This is a genomic window from Rhizobium sp. USDA 4016 (genome assembly GCF_056279705.1).
Map to the genome: position 1 here is coordinate 2076864 of NZ_JBWCCY010000004.1, position 18896 is coordinate 2095759.

The following is an 18896-nucleotide window of genomic DNA, read 5'->3' on the forward strand; positions in this document are numbered from 1 at the left end:
GTCTCATCCTCCAATTTAGTTCGGTTGCATTCGCAGAAACTAAAATGGGGCGGAGGACGAACTCATCCAGCGCGGATGGCTAAATTGTTGCCGAGCAGGCTGCCGACGAGCCGATGCCGTCCGGCAAGGCAAGCCGCAATGATGCGGCCCGCCCTAGGATCAGAGATCGACGTCGAGGATCGCCATCGAAAAGTTGTAGGAACGATCGCCGTCTTCGTCGTCGACATAGACGACACCCAGGAATTCTTCGCCGAGATAAACTTCCGCGGAATCATCCTTGCGCGGGCGCGCCTTGACGACGATCTGCGGATTGAGCGTCTTCTTGAAATAGGCGTCGAGCTTCTTGAGTTCTTCAGGCTTCACACTTGGTCTCCTAGCGGTCTTCGTTGGCCGCTTCTTGCACAGGAAAAGCGGAGCTGTAAAGGTTGCCGCGGCATATCTGCCCCGGCTTTCCCCTCAGGATTTCGCCAGCTTTTCCGTTCTGACAAATATAATCGGATCAGATATCGGCGCCGATCACCTGGTCCATGATGCGCGACGGTTCCGAACACCCGGCCTCCCCGACCACCTTCGCCGGCACGCCAGCAACCGTCGTCTTCGGCGGGACGGCCTTTAGAACGACCGAACCGGCCGCCACACGCGAGCAATAGCCGATCTGGATATTGCCGAGAATCTTCGCGCCCGCCCCGATAAGCACGCCGCTGCCGATCTTCGGATGACGGTCAGCACCCTCCTTGCCCGTGCCGCCAAGCGTGACGCCATGCAGGATCGAGACGTTGTCGCCGATTACCGCCGTTTCGCCGACGACGAGGCCGGTCGCGTGATCGAGGAAGATTCCCCGGCCGATGCGCGCTGCCGGATTGATGTCCGTCTGGAAGACGCTGGACGACCGGCTCTGCAGATAGAGCGCCAGATCCCGGCGCCCGTGATTGAGGAGCCAGTGGGCCAGGCGATGCGTCTGCAGCGCATGGAATCCCTTGAAATACAGCACCGCCTCCATGAAGCGCAGGCATGCTGGGTCGCGGTCGTAGACGGCCTGAATATCGACGCGCAGGATATCGCTCCATTCCGGCCAGTCTTCGAGCATCCCGTCGAAGACCTGGCGAAGCAGCGTCGCCTGCATGTCGGGATGGTCGAGGCGTTCGCAGATACGATGAATGACGCATTCTTCCAGCGAACGGTGGTTGATCACCGTCGAATAAAGGAAAGCCGCCAGCACCGGATCCTTCTCGGCAGCAACACGCGCTTCTTCGCGCAGGCTGTCCCAGATCGGATCCATGACCTTCAGCGGGTTTGGTGCCTCAAAACGAACGTCAGTCTTCGCGACCATTCCAGGTCTCCTCGTTTCCGTCGGAACAACATTATATAGGGCATAATGCCCAGAACATAAATGGGTGCCGGTCCTATGCTTTTTTAGGATGATTTTTCGGTAATCACGGCACTCTGAGACGGACTGTCACCGCCCGGCGACTCTCTCATAGAACTCTAGAACCGCCTTCTTGAATACCTTGTCTCCAACCGCCAACATATGGTCGCGGCCCGGAATGTCCAGCGCCTCGGCATGCGGCATCAAGCCCGCCAATTCCTCTGCCGAACCTGCAATATCGTCTTTTGTTCCAACGCCGATCAAAGTCGGCGCATCGATCCTGCCCATGTCGGCCCGCGCCACGAGATCGCGCGATCCCCGGATGCAGGAAGCGAGCGCCTGCCGGTCGCTCCTGGTCTGCTCAGCGAAGGCGCGGAACATGCGCCCGCGGGCATGCGTGACGTCGTCCAGCGAGGGCGCGAGCAGCGCATCGGCAATCGGATCCCAATCGCCGACGCCATCCGTCATCCCGATGCCAAGGCCGCCGAGCACCAGCGAACGCACGCGATGCGGATGGGCAAGCGCCGTGAAGACCGAAATCCGCGCGCCCATCGAGTAGCCCATGACATTGGCTTCCGGAATGCCTAGATGGTCGAGAAGCGCCACGGCATCTTCCGCCATGATCCACGGCCGGTAGGCTTCGGCATCGTGCGGTTTGTCGCTTTTCCCGTGGCCGCGATTATCCATCGCGATCACCCGATAGCCTGCATCGCCCAGCGTCTTCACCCAGCCAGGATGCACCCAGTTGACGTTGGCGGTCGAAGCAAAACCATGAATGAGCAGCACCGGTGGGCCGTTGGGATCCCCTTCGTCGAGAAAGACAAGTTTCAGGCCGCCGTGGGTGAAACTGGAAAATGCGGGCGTGTTCAGATTCATAATGCCGTCCTTTTTGGCCGGACCATATTTTATCGAGCAGCGGAGGTGAACCCTCGCCGCGCCAAAAAACCATGTGCCGTGCGGCGCTTTGGCTCTACACATTTGAGGCGAACGATTATAATGTCCGCGCACATTTCAAAGCATTCGGAGACAGACATGGCCGGCCACAACATTCCCCACTTCCAGAACGACGGCGGACACCGCGTGATCGAAGTCGGCGTGAAGGAGTTCATGTGCACCGGCGCATCCGTGCCCTTCGATCATCCGCACATCTTCATCGACATGGGCGACGACAACGAAAAGGTCTGCTCCTACTGTTCGACGCTTTATCGCTTCAACGGCGCGCTGAAGCCGAGCCAGACGAACCCGGCCGGTTGCGTCTTCCACGTCAAGGCAGCGTAAATTCACTCAAGATCGGACATCAGATGCCGGTCGAACACGCCGCCATCATCGGCGCCGGAACTGCGGGCCTGACCGCGGCTCTGGCCCTGGCTAAACGCGGCATCAGTTCGGATATTTTCGAGCAGGCTGCCGCGCTTGCAGAGGTCGGCGCCGGCCTGCAAATCTCGCCGAACGCCTCGCGTATCCTCGCAAAACTCGGCGTCCTGCAGGACATCGAAAAAGTCTGGCTCGAGCCGCAATTCATTCGCCTTTTCTCCGGCGATACGCTCCGCCCGCTTGCGGCCGTTCCCGCAGGCGACTTCGCCCGCATCCGCTGGGGCGCTCCCTACGGCGTCGTGCACCGCGCGACGCTGCAGGGGGCGCTGCTTACGGCAGTCGAAGCAAACCCTCGTTGCACGATCCATCTCGGCCATCGGATCGCCCCGGGCGCACTTCCTGAAACCACCCGCCGGCCGGATGTAATCATCGGTGCCGACGGCGTCTGGTCGACGCTGCGGCAGTCGATCAAGGGAAGTCCCTCGCCGCACTTTTCCGGCGACATAGCCTATCGCTTCACGATCGCCGGCAATTCCGCGCCGGCGTTCCTCGATCGCGCCAATGTCTCGGCATTCCTCGGGCCGTCGGCCCATCTCATCTGCTATCCGCTGAAGGAGACCGGCAGCCTCAATCTGGTCGCCATCACGGCCGGCAATGCTGCGCCGCAGGACTGGCGCAACGATCCGACGGAGCAGCAATTGAAGCAGCTCTCATCGCGCTTTTCCGGATGGAGTGCCGATATCAAATCACTGTTCGGTGACGCCCGGATTACCTTCTGGCCGCTCTACGAGGCGACGGAGGGCAACTGGCAAAACGGAAGTGACACCGTCCTTATCGGCGACGCGGCTCACGCCATGACGCCTTTTGCGGCCCAAGGCGCGGCGATGGCAATCGAAGATTCCTACGAGCTCGCGGCGCTGCTTGCAGCCCATCCTGTAAAGGAAGCTCTGCTTCGCTTCGAACAACAGCGCGCGCCGCGCGTCGCAAAAATTCGCAAGCGCGGCGCCTTCAACCGCTTCGCTTATCATGCCCGCGGTCCGGTGCGCATCGGCCGCGATATCGTTCTTTTGCTGAAGGCGCCGCAAAGCCTCGCGGCGGATCTCGACTGGGTCTACGGCTACCGTCCGACCGACTGATCAGACGGCATTGGCGGCTGCAAAACCACGTTCGATATCGGCCTTGATGTCTACCACGTCTTCAAGACCGATCTGAAGCCGGATGACGGGCCCTTCCTGCGGCGCCATGCGGATACGGCGATCATTGAGATTGACGTGGACTGCAAGGCTCTCGAAGCCGCCCCAGGAATAACCCAGGCCGAAGATCTGCAGTGCGTCGAGGAAAGCATGCGCCTTCGCCTTGAATTTCTCCGGCGCATCGGCTGCGAGCACGAAGGAGAAGATGCCGCTCGCTCCCTTGAAATCACGCTTCCAGAGTTCGTGCGACGGGAAGCTCGACAGAGCCGGATGCAGGACGCGCGCGACTTCATCCCTGCCCTCAAGCCATTTGGCGATCGTCAGCGCGCTTTCATAGTGCCGCTCAAGCCGTACACCCATGGTGCGCAGGCCGCGCAGGATCTGGTAGGCGTCGTCCGGAGCGCCGCAAATGCCGAGCGTGATATTGGCTTCCTTCAACTGCTCCCAATGCGTGGCATTGGCCGAAACCGTGCCCATCAGGATGTCGGAGTGGCCGGAGGGATATTTTGTCGCGGCATGGATCGAAATATCGACGCCGAAGTCGAGCGGCCGGAAATAGACCGGGGTCGCCCAGGTATTGTCCATTGCAACGACCGCACCATGCTTGTGGCCGATTGCGGCAATTGCCGGAATGTCCTGCATTTCGAACGTATTCGACCCTGGCGCCTCGGTGTGCACCAGCTTCGTGTTCGGCTTGAAAAGCTGCTCGATACCGGCGCCGATCGCCGGGTCGTAATATTCGACCTCGACGCCGAGACGCGTCAGCAGCGTGTCGCAGAAATGACGCGTCGGCGTATAGACCGAATCGACGATGAGAACATGATCGCCGGACGAGAGAAATGCGAGCAACGGCACAGTAACGGCGGCTAGGCCCGTAGGAACCAGGATCGTTCCGGCAGACCCCTCAAGCGCATTGATCGCATCGCAGAGCGCATCCGTCGTCGGCGTCCCGCGGGTGCCGTAAGTATATTTCTGCGACCGCGTCTCCATCGTCCTGGCATTGGGGAAGAGCACCGTGGAGGCATGGACGACCGGTGGATTGACGAAACCGAAGTAGTCCGAAGGATCGTTGCCGATATGCGTCAGGCGCGTATTGATGCCCGCGTTCTGCAGTAAATTGTCTCTGTCTTTCATAATCTGGAATGGCCCTTGGCGGAATGATGCAAAGCTGCACTTCTGGACCCGCCCCGCGAAACGGTCAACCCCGGCGAAGACTACGCAAATTCCCCAGTTCGTTACTTTATCAGATATATCAGTGGATTACGCGACAATTTTCCGCAAAGGGCTGCCCATTTCCTGCTCAAATGCCTATCAGGGCGGCGCATTTTACCAAAATGCTAATTTCTGCCGCAATTGTGAACCGCGACACTTGACCGTGGTGATATTTGCGACTGTGATAGAACCGCTCGCGCCGGGAGGGTGTCGAGAATTGGGGGGCGAATGGTTTGCTTCAGCCGTCCCCTCCACAAAAACATAAGACAACAGATAAAGGTTGGGAAAAATGAAGATTAAGCTCCTGTCCGCCGCCGTCGGCGCAGCAGTTTTCGCCCTTGGCGCCTCGGCTGCCTCGGCAGCCACTCTCGCTGACGTGAAGGCAAAGGGTTTCGTCCAGTGCGGCGTCAACAGCGGCCTCGTCGGCTTTGCTCAGCCTGACGCGTCCGGCAACTGGGCCGGCTTCGACGTCGATTTCTGCAAGGCGGTCGCTTCAGCCGTGTTCGGCGATCCGACAAAGGTCAAGTATACGCCTCTTTCCGCGAAAGACCGCTTCCCGGCCCTGCAGTCCGGCGAAGTCGACGTCTTGTCGCGTAACACGACCTGGACGATCAACCGCGATACCGCTCTCGGCTTCAACTTCCGCGCGGTCACCTATTACGACGGTCAAGGCTTCATGGTTCGCAAGGGCCTGAACGTTAAGTCGGCTCTCGAGCTTTCCGGCGCTGCCGTCTGCGTTCAGGCTGGCACGACCACCGAACTCAACCTCGCCGACTACTTCAAGGCCAACAACCTTCAGTACAACCCGGTCGTTTTCGAAAAGCTCGAGGAAGTCAACGCCGCATACGACTCCGGCCGTTGCGACGTTTACACGACCGACCAGTCCGGCCTTTATTCTCTGCGTCTGACGCTGAAGAACCCCGACGAGCACATGATCCTTCCGGAGATCATCTCCAAGGAACCGCTCGGCCCGGCCGTTCGCCAGGGTGACGACCAGTGGCTCGATGTCGTCTCCTGGACTGCCTTCGCTCTGGTCAATGCTGAAGACTTCGGCATTACCCAGGCCAATGTCGACGAGATGAAGAACTCGCCGAACCCGGATATCAAGCGCTTCCTCGGTTCCGAAACCGACACCAAGATCGGCACCGACCTCGGCCTCACCAACGATTGGGCGTATAATGTGATCAAAGGCGTCGGCAATTACGGCGAAGTCTTCGAGCGCAACATCGGTCAGGGCAGCCCGCTCAAGATCGAACGCGGCCTGAACGCTCTGTGGAGCAAGGGCGGCATCCAGTACGCGCCGCCGGTCCGCTGATCGCCGGCCTGGAATGAAATACCGGAAAGGCGGGAAACCGCCTTTCCCACGTCCAAGAAAAAAGCCCAAAACGGGCACATAGGGGAATTGGCTCGGCATGACGCAAGAGGCTCTGGGCACGACACCGTTGCCTAAAACCGGCGGGACCTTCCGGTCCGCAATGTATGATCCCAAATACCGGGGTATCTTTTATCAGGTTCTCACCGTCCTCGTGATCGCTGGAGTGGTCTGGTGGATTGTGGACAACACGATCGAGAATCTCGCACGCAGCAATACGGCCTCTGGTTTCGCCTTCCTCAGAGGACGCGCCGGCTTCGAGGTCGGTCAGTCGCTGATTTCCTACTCCAGTGACTCGACCTACGGACGCGCCCTCGTCGTCGGCTTCTTGAATACCCTCCTGGTCGCGGTTACCGGTATCATCACCGCAACGATCATCGGCTTCATCGTCGGCATCGGGCGATTGTCGCACAACTGGCTGATTGCCAAGCTGTGCACGGTCTATGTCGAAGTGTTCCGCAACATCCCGCCGCTGCTTGTCATCTTCTTCTGGTATTCCGGCGTTCTTGCCATTCTGCCCGCGGTCAGAGAATCGTATCACTTGCCCTTGAACATGTTCCTGAACAATCGCGGTCTGGCCTTCCCGAAGCCGATCTTCGAAGCGGGCATGTGGGCGGTTCTGATCGCCTTTGTCGTCGGCATCATCGCCGCCATTATAACCGCGCGCTGGGCGCATAAGCGCCAGGCCGCGACGGGCCAGCCGTTCCACACGATCTTGGTCTCGATCGCACTGATCGCCGGCCTTCCGATCCTTGCCTTCCTGGTGACCGGCCTGCCGATGTCCTTCGACCTTCCGGTCGCCGGCAAGTTCAACCTGACGGGAGGCTCGGTCGTCGGCCCGGAATTCATGTCGCTCTTCCTGGCGCTTTCCTTCTATACGGCAGCCTTCATTGCCGAGATCGTCCGCGCCGGCATTCGCGGCGTAGCCAAAGGACAGTCGGAGGCGGCAGGCGCGCTCGGACTGCATCCTTCTGCGATCACCCGCCTTGTCGTGGTGCCGCAAGCCTTCCGCATCATCATTCCGCCCCTGACGAGCCAGTATCTGAACCTGACAAAGAACTCGTCGCTCGCCATTGCGATCGGCTTTGCGGACCTTGTCGCCGTCGGCGGAACGACCCTCAACCAGACCGGCCAGTCCATCGAAATCGTGCTGATCTGGATCGTCGTCTATCTCAGCCTCAGTATCCTCACGTCGCTGTTCATGAACTGGTTCAACGCCAAGATGGCACTGGTGGAGAGATAAGATGTCCGTTGCCAACACCCCCTTTGTCAGAACGGCGATCCTCACGGCTGAACCGCCGCCGCCCGGCGAACGCGGCGCCGTCGCCTGGGTCAGGCGCAACCTGCTTGCAACGCCCAAGGACATCCTGCTGACGGTGCTTGCGATCGCCGCCCTCGCCTGGGTCGTGCCTCAGATGATCGACTGGCTGTTCATCCAGGCCGTGTGGACGGGTAGCGACCGCACCTTCTGTGCAACCGCGGTTCAAGGCGGCATCCAGCCCGATGGTTGGAGCGGCGCCTGCTGGGCCTTCGTCAATGCGAAATTGGATCAGTTCATTTTCGGTCGCTATCCGCTCGACGAGCGCTGGCGTCCGACGATCGTCTTCATCCTCTTTGCACTGCTGCTGATCCCGATGCTGATCCCGTCGGTACCGCGCAAAGGTCTGAACGCGATCCTGCTCTTCGCCGTGCTGCCGATCGTCTCGTTCTTCATGCTCTACGGCGGCTTCGGCCTTGAAGTCGTCGACTCGCCGCTCTGGGGCGGCCTGCTCGTGACGCTGGTCGTGTCCTTCGTCGGCATGGCCGTCTCGCTGCCGTTCGGCATCGTGCTGGCGCTTGGTCGGCGATCGACAATGCCCGTCGTGAAGATGGTCTGCGTCACCTTCATCGAAGTGATCCGCGGCATCCCGCTGATCACGGTCCTCTTCATGGCAAGCGTCATGCTGCCGCTCTTCCTGCCGACCGGCTGGAATGTCGACAAGCTGATGCGCGCGGTGATCGGTGTCTCGATCTTCGCCTCCGCCTATATGGCGGAAGTCATTCGCGGCGGCCTGCAGGCGATCCCGAAGGGCCAGTATGAGGGAGCCGATTCACTCGGTCTTGGCTACTGGCAGAAGATGCGGCTCATCGTTCTGCCGCAGGCGATCAAGCTGGTCATCCCGGGCATCGTCAATACGTTCATCGGCATGTTCAAGGATACGTCGCTCGTTTCGATCATCAGCATGTTCGACCTGCTCGGCATCGTCCGCCTGAACTTTACCGATTCCAACTGGGCAAGCTCGGTCACGCCGCTGACAGGCCTCGTCTTCGCAGGCTTCATCTTCTGGATCTTCTGCTTCGGCATGTCGCGCTATTCCGTGTTCATGGAACGCTACCTCGACACCGGCCACAAACGATAAGAATGAGGGAATAAACATGGCTGAACCCAAGAAAATGACCGTTTCCGCAACGGACGTGGCGGTCGAAATCATCAACATGAACAAGTGGTACGGCGATTTTCACGTGCTGCGCGACATCAACCTCAAGGTCATGCGCGGCGAGCGCATCGTCATCGCTGGCCCGTCGGGCTCCGGCAAGTCGACGATGATCCGCTGCATCAACCGCCTGGAAGAGCACCAGAAGGGTCACATCCTCGTTGACGGCACGGAGCTCACGAACGACCTGAAGAAGATCGACGAAGTGCGCCGCGAAGTCGGCATGGTGTTCCAGCACTTCAATCTGTTCCCGCATCTGACGATCCTCGAAAACTGCACGCTGGCGCCGATCTGGGTGCGCAAGATGCCGAAAAAGCAGGCCGAAGAGGTCGCCATGCACTTCCTGAAGCGCGTCAAGATCCCGGAACAGGCGAACAAGTATCCCGGCCAGCTTTCCGGCGGCCAGCAGCAGCGCGTGGCGATTGCCCGCTCGCTCTGCATGAACCCGAAGATCATGCTTTTCGACGAGCCGACCTCGGCGCTCGATCCGGAAATGATCAAGGAAGTGCTGGATACGATGGTGGGCCTTGCGGAAGAAGGCATGACGATGCTCTGCGTGACCCACGAAATGGGCTTTGCCCGTCAGGTCGCAAACCGCGTCATTTTCATGGACCAGGGCCAGATCGTCGAACAGAATTCGCCCGCCGAATTTTTCGACAACCCGCAGCACGAGCGCACCAAACTCTTCCTCAGCCAGATCCTGCATTGAGCGAAAGAACTGCCTTGAGAAAAGCCGCCGGAGAGGTCCTCCGGCGGCTTTTTTATCGCCAGCGAGCATTCTCATCGCTCACAACCATGGTTGCCGAAATACCCGCCTGAACGGCAGCGTAGACTGAAGGATCGGAGTTCGTTCGGCCATGGAAAAGCGGAGGGGCATATCTATCTAGGATAGCATTGCCGACCCACGTCATGGAGCACCACGATGAAAGCCAAGTTTGCCGCAATTCTTATCGTGGGGGCATTGATCGCAGGATGTACGGCCGTAGGCGACATTTCCGGTCCCGGCTTGGAGCCCATCCCCGGCAGCATCACCTATAGCGGCCAGCCCCGCACGAAGCTGACGAAATCACCGATCGGTTCCTCATTCCCGCATACATTTTACGATAACAGGGGACGCGAGGTGGAGGAGACCTACATCATCCGTCCCGACCGCAGCCTGATGATTGCAAGGCGCGTCTACCGCCCGTTTTTCGACTGGGGTGATGACCGCTAAGGCGCCGCGACAGGGCATGGTGGCATTCCAGCCCACCAATTCGCCAATGCGCGGTTTGCTGAAATGTCGTCAAATGACGTCATGCAACGGTCTGCTTTAACTCTTGATTAGGCATCCATTTGCTTCAGCGTGAAGTTATGCGATGCTCTTTGCCTAAAATGGCGCCTGAAATAGCACGGGGTCCAAAACACGGGGGCAGAGAAAATGATAGAAATTCAAGGTTCTCAGCATGCAAATGGCAGACCGGAGCATCCTCTGAACTGCCGCACGGAAGTCGAAGCCGCGATGTTCGAAATGATCAAGCGCTTGCAGCAGCACGGCTGGACGCCTGCCGAAGTGGCGCTCGCGCTTGCGGACGCGGCCGAAGACTATGTGATGCTGCTCGCCAGCAAGAAAGCCGGAAGCCACTGACGGATTCACCTCCCGCCTAGCCGCCCTGCGAAGCGTACAGCGTTTGCGCGCATTCCAGGGCGGAAACGCGGACCATATCCACCGACGATCACCCGGATGCCCAAAGATGGCGCAGCCGCGGGAGCTGGCGAATGTTTGACGCGGAAACGAACGGATTTGCGTCCCAGCCGGCCTGCCTCGCCACCGCCACGATTTCGGGCTGGTCGTCGAAAAATATCGGGCGCTCGCCGGAGCCGATGCTCAATCGGGAATTGATCGCCTCGAAAAAGCGGATGTCCTTCTTCGGGTATCGAATTTCCGCACTGTAAAACATACGGTCGAACAGCTTCGAGAAGCCGAGCTCGTTCCAGAGAAATCGCGCCCGGTGATGCTCCTGGCCGGTTGCGACGTAGAGCTCGACATCACTGCCGCTCCTTATGCTCTCGACCAGATCAAAGACCTCCCTGTTGAGATTCGAATCCTTTTCGAACCAATATCTCATGAAGTCCTTCGCATCGCCGTGATATCCAACCTCCGGGAGAATCTCGGCAAGCGCCTCAGCGAGATCGCGTTTGCCGGTGATGCATTCAGCCATAAGCGAGATCGAACGGTCGCCCGCATTTCCAAAGAAGAGGTTGCCGAATGCTTCCCGGTCAACGCCGAGATCAGCCTCGATCGTCGCATCCCAGGGCTTGCGAAGCGACGGATCTGAATGCCAGCCATCGATGAGAACACCATCAACATCAAAAAAGATTTTCACCATCCCAAATCCTGCATCGAAGCCCATCTAATCGCAAGTCAGCGGGACTGTCCCGGCACGGCACTTGCCTTGCGGGCATCAAGGGCCGCCTCGCGGCGATCTCCATCGAAATACCGGCCACCTTTGCGAGCCAGTTCCGCTTCTGTCAAACGGCAAAGCTCTCCAGCCCGCCCTTCAACGGCGCGTTTGAAACCTACGTCGAACGTCTCAAACAACTCGTTGTCGAGCTGCTTCAGAAGGCGGGGAATCCATTTTCCTTTCCCGGACCATGTGCCGCGTCCAAGAAGCATCAGATCGGCAAGAGGCTGTTAACATCTTCCCCCGCTTGATGTCGGAGTTTTCTGTACCCTCCCCGCGAATGATCGAACCAGCAGCAAATGCGAAAGAATAGCCATCAAATCGCGCTGAGAGGACGGGGCCGGTCATCCGCAAGGCTTCGTCGATCTGCTTCGGCATCCTAACTCCATCATTGGACATTCAGAGACCAGATTGGCAACGCCTTTAGGTACGGCAAATTTCACTTTAAAATCAATATGCCTGCCCGAGAGATGGGTGACGTTTTGTGCCGTCCAAGAGCACGGTGCATGCCGTTCTCGACCGGCACGGGCTGGTCGCCCATGCCCGTAAACGCCACGCTTTCGCGGTAAGGGAACGGCCTTAGCTCATCCCTTGCTGCCGAACGATCTGTGGCGCGCCGCCTTCAAGGGCGAGTTCATACTAATTTGTTTACGCAAGGGCCGGTTCAGTCGGTTCGGCCATGGCAGGCACTCTGACTCGCCTCCCCAGGTCTGGCCGAAAGCGGTCGAGCGATCACTTCCGGAAAGCGCTAATTGCCGTCGTTGGCTTACAAGAGTTTTTGCGATATGAAGTCGGCATGATCAACGCATCGAGTACCCCCTACATCGTGCTCCCGCGCTAACGCGAGGAGCTCAGCGAGAGTCTGAACGGCTTCTCGCCTTGCATCCGTTTGCCATGGCGCAAGCGATCAGGAAGCGTATGTAGAGAGAACATCGATGAACAACTATTTTGAAAGCCCTTTCAAGGGCATTACGCTCGACAAGCAGGTCACAAATCCCAACATAATCGTTGGGCGATACAGCTATTATTCGGGCTACTACCATGGCCACAGCTTTGACGATTGCGCCCGCTACCTTTTGGACGAAGTGGGAGCCGATAAGCTCGTAATCGGGAGCTTCTGCTCAATCGGGTCGGGCGCTGCCTTCATTATGGCAGGTAATCAGGGGCACCGTCATGAATGGATCAGCACGTTTCCATTTTTCTGGATGCCGGAGGTACCCGAATTCAGCGGAGCGGAAAACGGATACCTGCCAAGCGGCGACACCGTGGTCGGCAACGATGTCTGGATCGGCTCTGAGGTTGTCGTCATGCCTGGTGTCAAAGTTGGCGATGGAGCATTGCTCGGAACGCGTGCAGTGGTAACACGTGATGTCGAACCGTACACCATAGTTGGAGGCAATCCCGCCAAACCAATCCGCAAGCGTTTCGAGGATAGGAAAATTGAATTGCTGCTCGAAATGAAGTGGTGGGATTGGTCTGATGCCCAGTTGAGGAAGGCGATGCCAATCTTGACTAGCGGCGACGTGGAGGCACTCCATCGCCACTGGCTGTCGCCCAATCGCCAAGGCTGACACAAACAGGTTCGTCCGGAATTCAACCGGACGGACCGTCATACCTGCCCGACAAGTTGACATAGCGGTACCGAACATTCAGCTCCCAGTCGGGTCGGCCGCAAAGCGCGCCAAAAGCAGCCCCAGCATCAATCGCGAGCCAGTGCCAGGCTATCCCATTTGCGTACTACTTTCGACCGATTGCCATTTCTTCTCTGACCGCTGGATCGTCATCGAGAAACTCAGGCTCGACCGTGGCACCCACCGCATCGAAATAGCGGCTCATGAAGCTGCGGAACGAGGCGGCCAATGCGACGTCGGCTATGTTGGCATCGGTGAAGCCGCGTTCCCGCAGCCGCTGAATATTGGCTTCGGTTATCTGCGATGCATCGCGGGTAATCTGCTCCGCGTAGGCGAGCATCTCGACCTGCTGATCGTCAAGTCCGGCGTTCCGGTAATCTCTTCGAACCGCCAGCGCCTGCTCCCTGCCGAGCATCTCAGAAGGCCGCGGAAGTATACGTGAGAGCAGTAGCTTGAAGGGACATGCTGGGCCGCAACGAAGGTGATCAGTCGAAAGTTCAAGAGACCGAGTGAAAAGCCATCTCGTATCTGATGCAGCAAGTTCTCAATTGGAACAATAACGTCGGGGCGGGCGGACCAGCATTGCGTCGCCTGCATCACGCGGCCCATTGATTTTTTCTCGGCATCGTAAAGCGATGCGATTTCGCCCGTTGCCTCATCGGGTTCGATCGTTCTAATGAACATGATGGCTCTCCAATGCGGCTGTTAGGCCGGCGAGGATAGCAAGCACCGGCTGCAAAGCGAATCTTTTTATGGATATGCTACCTCCAACTCGGCAGCCACCACACCCACATCGGGCGGTGGATTGGCTGACTGCTTCGGGCCGAAGGGTGCCCGCCATCAGGTCTCGAACGCGGACTCAGCGGTGCGATTCAGCGGCCGATGACATATCCGCCGCCGCCGCGACAATGGCGCGCCTCAACCAGATGTGCCTGGGAATGTCCTGCTGACGCGCGTGCCAGGCGAGACTCATCGTGAAGCTCCCAAGCTCAAGGGGCGGCGGCCGCGACACGAAGCGCCTCATGTCGGCGGCGGATCGCGCCAGGCTCGAGGGCAGGGTCATGATCAGGTCTGAGCGGGCGGCTATCTCCACCGCTGCAAAGAAGTTCGGCACGCGCAGCTTCACCCTTCGCTTCCGCCCCATGAGCGCAAGCACCTCATCGACGGGCGCAGGCCCGACGCCGGTGACACTGACCACGATATGCTCGAGCGCCAGAAAGCGGTCGAGCGTGAGTTTTCCGACAGCGGCCGGATGATCCGCGCGCATCAATGTCACAAGTTTTTCGTCATAGAGGCGGCGGCGGCGGATGCCGGCGGGTGCTTCGTCGATCAGCGCCACCATCGCATCCGCGTCATCGTGCTCCAGCGCTTCGATTCCGTTCGCGCCCGGCGCGACAATGTCAAGATCAAGCGGTGCCTCGCGTGCGAGGCGGGCGAGCAAATGCGGCGCGAGCGCGGCGGCCTGAAGATCGGGCATCAGAAGCCGAACTTGACCCATCGCCGTCGCGGGATCGAACGGAATCGCCTCCAGCATCTCGCCGATGCCGGCCAGTATCCGGCGCAAAACGGGGCGCACCTCCTCAGCGCGGGCGCTGAGGACGTAACCACCCGGCCCGTTGACCAGGAGCGCGTCCGCAAACAGCGCGCAATCGCCCCAAAGCACGGCTTGCGGCCGGCTGGCTCATGCCAAGCCGGTGGGCTGCCCGTGTGACGTTCATTTCGGCCAGCAGCGCATCGAGCGCCACCAGCAGGTTGAGATCGATCTGACGTAAATCCATTTCACGCATACTGACTATATACCTCATGCATTGGACGCATGGAAATCCCCCGTCTATCGTCTTTCGATCGACCAACCAATGACGGAGAAGAAGTCATGTATGTTGTGCTTGGAGCAAATGGGCGCGCTGGTGGCGAGACAGCGCGCGCCCTCATCGAACACGGCGAGGCCGTGCGTGTCGTCGTGCGTCACCCGGAACAGGGTGAAAAATGGACGGCTCTCGGCGCGGCGGTCGCCGTCGCGAACATCGAGGATACCGAGGCCTTGGCCGATGCACTGAAAGGCGCGTCGGGCGCGTTCCTGCTCAATCCCCCGCCGGTGAGCGGTGATCCGTATGCATGCACGGACGAACTCGGTGCTGCGCTTGCCGAGGCAGCACGGCGGGCGCATCTGGCCAAGGCCGTTGTCCTGTCGTCGATCGGAGCGCAGCATGCTTCGGGCACTGGCGTCATCGCCACCCTCAACAGGTTCGAGGCGCGGCTTGCCGGCGTGGCACCGGCGACCGCCTTCCTGCGATCAGCCTATTTTGTCGAGACGTGGAGCGAGGTGGCAGGAACCACCGTGTCCGAAGGCCTGCTCCCGACCTTCCTCGAACCCTCTCAGGAGATTCCAATGGTGAGCACGATCGATGTCGGGCGCACTGCGGCAGCCCTGCTCTGCGAGGACTGGACCGGGAAGCGCGTCGTGGAACTGGCCGGACCGGAAGACTGGAGCGCCGGTGATGTGGCATCGGCCTTCGCGGAGGTTCTCGACCGCCCGGTGGTGCCGATGCTCGTCCCGCCGGAGGGTCGCGTCGCGCTTCTTGCCGAGGAAGGCGTGCCCACCGAGGTGGCGGACGCGCTTCTCGGTATGTATGAGGGCATCGCCAACGGCCTGTTCATGCGCCAGGACGGTAGCGAGCACCGGCGCGGCACGATCTCCCTAGCAGCGGCGATAGAGCGCATTGTCGCAACGATTGAACCAGTCGATCGGTGCTCTGCGTCCCAGTAGCGGGCCTTAGGGATGTGCACCCGTTCTCGGGGGCCTGCCATTCCCCTAGCTTGCACAGTGCAAGATTCGAATGCAGTTCAATGGCCACTCTGGGTTCAGGGGGTAGACGGTCCGGTCCACTTCCGGATTGTCCCACTTCGGGACCTTTGGCCGCAATCGACGAAGGTCGCGGCTCGTACTTCGATGCGGATACTACCGCTGCATTGCTTCGAACGCGGCAGATCAATGGCGCAGAGAGAAAAGCAAGTCTTGCAAGCACGCGGTGTTCACACGCCCTCCAAGGCGACTAAACAGCTGCATGCATTGGCGAGGCGGAACGGCTTGGCGATGGCGTACTCGCTTGAGCTGTACCATGCCTGCAGCGTCGCCATGTCAGGAAACTCCAGCAGGACAAGCCTCGTTGGCATCCAACTTCCTTCAAGGACCTCCTGGTCTCCGCCACGAGCCAGGTAGCGCCCACCGAACTGCTTGACCGTCGACGACGCCCTCCTCTTGTATTCCTCATACGCCTGAGCGTCGTGGACCTCTATGTCTGCGATAAGATAAGCGGCCATTCGAATGCCCCCTGTGTACGCTGACCTAGTCGACAATCCTCCCTCGCCGCCGCTGATGCAATAGCCACTTTCCACCCGTTGAAGACATTGGAGTGGCCGCTTGGGCCGGAAGCAATCCCTCTTGGCTGTTCAGCGGATCGGACACAGGCGGTGAGCGCGCCGCAGCCATCATGTCACTCGTCAAATCCGCGAAGCTCGACGCTCTCGACCTGCTCGAGAACAGCCACGGGTTCGTCGTATGGATCGATCGGAACGGGTTGATCGGCATGGTCGACTACGACCATCGCTTCCGGCACCCGGTCGGAGCTCACCATGGGAATGACGATCGAGCAGGTGCGCGCCGCCGTGTCGTCTCTCGAAATCGGAGACGACAATCCATTGATGCGAGGCGTGCGCATGGGCGTGCGACGGTTTCCCGAGGGCTACACTCTGCGTGTCCGCCTCACCCTCGAGACCGTCAACGAAATCGGCTTCTCCAACCCTGCGGCGGAATATCCGGAACCGACGGAACCATCTTATCCGGCGGCCGTGGGCATGGCCGGAGCGCCCTTTGCGGACCCAAACCTCAAGCTCGTCGTGCTGTCTTCGCTTCTCGACGCGAAGCAGATCGATCTCGGCACCCCGGCACAGCTCGCGAGCAACGTCTTGGGACGCGCAGTCGATCTCGAGGATGAAGGCTACGAAATCATTCCCGAGGCACAGGACTATCTGGAGCGATATCCGCTGACTGACGAGCTTCTGGCCGCCGTGGAGGAGATCGCGTTCGACGACGGAGGAACGGCTTATCGGTTCGCCTGGTATTTCTGGGACGGCGAGGACGATGTCTTCGACGTGAAGGACCTGTCAGGTATCGAGCTTTGCAGGAACCTCAGAAGCTTTTCCGCAATCTCGATGATCGGAAAGGTCGACGTGCGCCCGCTTCTATCATTCCAGAGATTGGAAAACCTGAGGCTCAGTACCGGGATAGACCGCATCGAAGCACTGCTCGACTTGCCGACGCTGAAAGAAGTGAAAGTTCTCGACGACGGGACTTATGATGAGGTCACGACGGCCGGCACGCCAACCAGGCGAATCTTCGATACACTGAAGGATCGCGGGGTCCGTGTGTGGGTACACTGGATGTCCGCCACGGAGCCCACCCCGCCCGCTTTCAAATGATCCGATTTAAAACGGCCGGGTATCCAGTTCATGTAAAGGGCCCTGTCGCGCGGCCTTGCATCGCCCGCTAGCTGAGTAATGGCTCTTTCGAATGCCTGAGACCAGGTCTGTTGGCCGTCCGATGAATGTCAGCAGTCGTCTGACACCTTCCCATTCAAGCATTTGACTGGCTAGCATTGTCTACGATCGCAGCGAGCATGAGGGATGGAGGCTTCAAGCCTTCTGTTGAGCTCGGTTTCGCGGGGGAAGCCGACGAGACCACTGCCAACCTGGAATTAAGAACGATCGTTTTTCTACTTCGGGTGACGTGTCCATCTTGGGCGCTAACACTGCCAAGAACCTGCCCGTCACGGTAGACGCTCATGCTGCCACCCCAAACGGCACGACTCTTGCACAGTTACTAATGTGTTTGGCGCTAGGAGTTCAAGTGTAATGAACTGGCACAAATTCGGAGCGTTCGCGCCGCTGATGCTGGTGATGAATGGCTCTGAAAAATACAGGTTGGTGAAGTCGCTGAGAGACGCTGCAGACGCCCTGTTCGCGTCTTGGCCCCTCGACGATGGCGAGGAATACCTCGTGGCCGTTAAGACGTGTTTGGAGGCGTTGCACGGAACGACGTCGCCGGCAGAGGCGAGATCTGCACTCATCCGAGCGGCCGAGGAAGCTGGCATTCCGGTGATCACTGTCGTTCACTGACGGTCGCAGGAACAAATCAACGCTGGAATGGTTTGGGACCATAGAAGGGAGCCCTCCATGACGACCATTCCGCCTGAGCCGACGCCAAGCCCAAAGCCTCGGCCGGTTCCTGATCGGCCGCCCGATGTTCCCGAACCGCCCATCGAAGAGCCCATTCCGGATTTGCCGCCGGAAGAAATTCCGAATCCAACCCCGCCTCCAAAAGAGTTTCCGCCGACGATGAAGTGAGTTCAAGCGCTCCCTCATGCTGCGCTCCTCTCGTTCCGCTGCTGCAGGAGCGCCATGAACGCGGCTTCGTACCGCGCCGTACATGGAGCTTTGTGCCGCGCCAGCAGATGGCCAATGCAAAGGCCTCGTGGCGAGGTCCTGTCGTCATGTCTGCGGATCGATAGCAGGTGCAGGCAGTATCACGAACATCTCGACGGCGACACCTATCTTGTCTTTTGCTTCTCGGCTCGCGAAGCTGCCTCAGAATTTCAAACACGCTGGAACGGCCAGTTCATCGACACAGACGAAGTTTCGAAACGCGGCCATTGGGAGCCGAGGGAGGGAAACGTGTGCAATCTCTACGAGATGCTGAGCAACCAGGAGGCAATCCGCTCGATCGCCCGGCGATGATCGACAGCACCGGCTCACTAATGGAAAGGACCGGAGGCGACTGGTCCAAGACGGCTCAAGATCTGACGCGCGACCTGACGCGCGCTGGGTTTAGCTGCAA

At 59.4% G+C, this 18896-nt stretch carries 21 protein-coding genes and 2 pseudogenes; 14 read left to right on the forward strand and 9 right to left on the reverse strand.

The genetic code is table 11. The features are described from left to right. Positions 1-159: 159 nt before the first annotated feature. The 3 genes from ACZ9DP_RS25510 to ACZ9DP_RS25520 all read right to left on the reverse strand — a co-directional run bounded on the left by ACZ9DP_RS25510 (position 160) and on the right by ACZ9DP_RS25520 (position 2242). Positions 160-363, reverse strand: coding sequence for a DUF3126 family protein (locus ACZ9DP_RS25510; RefSeq protein ID WP_022715471.1), 204 nt, complete (start codon positions 361-363; stop codon positions 160-162). Positions 364-499: 136 nt separating this feature from the next. Further along, a complete protein-coding gene (gene cysE / locus ACZ9DP_RS25515; RefSeq protein ID WP_039844787.1) occupies positions 500-1330 on the reverse strand; it encodes a serine O-acetyltransferase in 831 nt (276 codons plus the stop codon). 126 nt (positions 1331-1456) lie between these two features. Continuing rightward, on the reverse strand, positions 1457-2242 hold the full coding sequence (locus ACZ9DP_RS25520; RefSeq protein WP_476203943.1) for an alpha/beta fold hydrolase: 786 nt from the start codon (positions 2240-2242) through the stop codon (positions 1457-1459). Positions 2243-2398: 156 nt separating this feature from the next. Between ACZ9DP_RS25520 and ACZ9DP_RS25525 the strand changes: the two genes are divergently transcribed. Continuing rightward, complete coding sequence (locus tag ACZ9DP_RS25525; protein WP_028739675.1) at positions 2399-2644, forward strand: zinc-finger domain-containing protein; 246 nt, start codon at positions 2399-2401, stop codon at positions 2642-2644. A gap of 23 nt (positions 2645-2667) precedes the next feature. Beyond that, positions 2668-3816 carry an FAD-dependent monooxygenase gene (locus tag ACZ9DP_RS25530; RefSeq protein WP_194729629.1) on the forward strand — a complete coding sequence of 383 codons (1149 nt, stop codon included), beginning with the start codon at positions 2668-2670 and terminating at the stop codon, positions 3814-3816. Here the strand turns inward: ACZ9DP_RS25530 and ACZ9DP_RS25535 are convergent, their stop codons facing one another. Next, positions 3817-5007: a cystathionine beta-lyase gene (locus ACZ9DP_RS25535; RefSeq protein WP_476203944.1), complete on the reverse strand. Its 1191-nt coding sequence runs from the start codon at positions 5005-5007 to the stop codon at positions 3817-3819. It lies immediately after the preceding gene. Between the two features lie 367 nt (positions 5008-5374). Between ACZ9DP_RS25535 and ACZ9DP_RS25540 the strand changes: the two genes are divergently transcribed. The 6 genes from ACZ9DP_RS25540 (at position 5375) to ACZ9DP_RS25565 (ending at position 10555) form a co-directional block, all read left to right on the forward strand. Continuing rightward, the gene (locus tag ACZ9DP_RS25540) at positions 5375-6400 is read left to right on the forward strand and encodes an amino acid ABC transporter substrate-binding protein (RefSeq protein ID WP_476203945.1); all 1026 of its coding nucleotides are present in this window, start codon (positions 5375-5377) and stop codon (positions 6398-6400) included. Positions 6401-6497: 97 nt separating this feature from the next. Then, positions 6498-7700 carry an amino acid ABC transporter permease gene (locus ACZ9DP_RS25545; protein ID WP_455873032.1) on the forward strand — a complete coding sequence of 401 codons (1203 nt, stop codon included), beginning with the start codon at positions 6498-6500 and terminating at the stop codon, positions 7698-7700. 1 nt (position 7701) lies between these two features. Continuing rightward, on the forward strand, positions 7702-8856 hold the full coding sequence (locus ACZ9DP_RS25550) for an amino acid ABC transporter permease (protein ID WP_476203946.1): 1155 nt from the start codon (positions 7702-7704) through the stop codon (positions 8854-8856). Between the two features lie 16 nt (positions 8857-8872). Further along, entirely contained in the window at positions 8873-9640 is a 768-nt protein-coding gene (locus tag ACZ9DP_RS25555) for an amino acid ABC transporter ATP-binding protein (RefSeq protein ID WP_022715463.1), read from the forward strand. 213 nt (positions 9641-9853) lie between these two features. Then, positions 9854-10144, forward strand: a complete 291-nt coding sequence (locus ACZ9DP_RS25560) for a hypothetical protein (RefSeq protein ID WP_074067951.1) — start codon at positions 9854-9856, stop codon at positions 10142-10144. Between the two features lie 285 nt (positions 10145-10429). Then, positions 10430-10555, forward strand: coding sequence for a hypothetical protein (locus tag ACZ9DP_RS25565; protein WP_275593272.1), 126 nt, complete (start codon positions 10430-10432; stop codon positions 10553-10555). 88 nt (positions 10556-10643) lie between these two features. Here the strand turns inward: ACZ9DP_RS25565 and ACZ9DP_RS25570 are convergent, their stop codons facing one another. Next, a complete protein-coding gene (locus ACZ9DP_RS25570) occupies positions 10644-11297 on the reverse strand; it encodes an HAD family hydrolase (protein ID WP_476203947.1) in 654 nt (217 codons plus the stop codon). A gap of 559 nt (positions 11298-11856) precedes the next feature. Between ACZ9DP_RS25570 and ACZ9DP_RS25575 the strand changes: the two are divergent. After that, positions 11857-12014: pseudogene (locus ACZ9DP_RS25575) on the forward strand (IS481 family transposase); the annotation flags it as partial. A gap of 293 nt (positions 12015-12307) precedes the next feature. Beyond that, positions 12308-12943, forward strand: a complete 636-nt coding sequence (gene catB, locus ACZ9DP_RS25580; RefSeq protein WP_239598916.1) for a type B chloramphenicol O-acetyltransferase — start codon at positions 12308-12310, stop codon at positions 12941-12943. Between the two features lie 166 nt (positions 12944-13109). Here the strand turns inward: catB and ACZ9DP_RS25585 are convergent, their stop codons facing one another. Both ACZ9DP_RS25585 and ACZ9DP_RS25590 read right to left on the reverse strand, forming a co-directional pair. After that, a complete protein-coding gene (locus ACZ9DP_RS25585) occupies positions 13110-13418 on the reverse strand; it encodes a carboxymuconolactone decarboxylase family protein (RefSeq protein WP_476203948.1) in 309 nt (102 codons plus the stop codon). Positions 13419-13862: 444 nt separating this feature from the next. Next, positions 13863-14790, reverse strand: a pseudogene (locus ACZ9DP_RS25590) (LysR family transcriptional regulator). A gap of 86 nt (positions 14791-14876) precedes the next feature. Here ACZ9DP_RS25590 and ACZ9DP_RS25595 point away from each other — a divergent pair. Then, complete coding sequence (locus ACZ9DP_RS25595; protein WP_476203949.1) at positions 14877-15770, forward strand: NmrA family NAD(P)-binding protein; 894 nt, start codon at positions 14877-14879, stop codon at positions 15768-15770. Between the two features lie 266 nt (positions 15771-16036). On the opposite strand, the gene ACZ9DP_RS25600 is transcribed toward ACZ9DP_RS25595, so the two are convergent. Then, positions 16037-16324, reverse strand: a complete 288-nt coding sequence (locus ACZ9DP_RS25600; protein WP_074067936.1) for a DUF1330 domain-containing protein — start codon at positions 16322-16324, stop codon at positions 16037-16039. Positions 16325-16497: 173 nt separating this feature from the next. Continuing rightward, a complete protein-coding gene (locus ACZ9DP_RS25605; RefSeq protein WP_476203950.1) occupies positions 16498-16638 on the reverse strand; it encodes a hypothetical protein in 141 nt (46 codons plus the stop codon). Here ACZ9DP_RS25605 and ACZ9DP_RS25610 point away from each other — a divergent pair. The 3 genes from ACZ9DP_RS25610 to ACZ9DP_RS25620 all read left to right on the forward strand — a co-directional run bounded on the left by ACZ9DP_RS25610 (position 16637) and on the right by ACZ9DP_RS25620 (position 18796). Next, positions 16637-17482: a DUF6892 domain-containing protein gene (locus ACZ9DP_RS25610; RefSeq protein WP_476203951.1), complete on the forward strand. Its 846-nt coding sequence runs from the start codon at positions 16637-16639 to the stop codon at positions 17480-17482. The two genes, ACZ9DP_RS25605 and ACZ9DP_RS25610, sit on opposite strands and share 2 nt — an antisense overlap. Positions 17483-17914: 432 nt before the next feature. Beyond that, positions 17915-18178 (forward strand): DUF982 domain-containing protein, encoded by a 264-nt coding sequence (locus ACZ9DP_RS25615; protein ID WP_476203952.1) that lies wholly within the window; start codon positions 17915-17917, stop codon positions 18176-18178. A 342-nt stretch (positions 18179-18520) separates the two neighbouring features. Continuing rightward, complete coding sequence (locus tag ACZ9DP_RS25620; protein ID WP_476203953.1) at positions 18521-18796, forward strand: hypothetical protein; 276 nt, start codon at positions 18521-18523, stop codon at positions 18794-18796. Positions 18797-18896 lie beyond the last annotated feature (100 nt).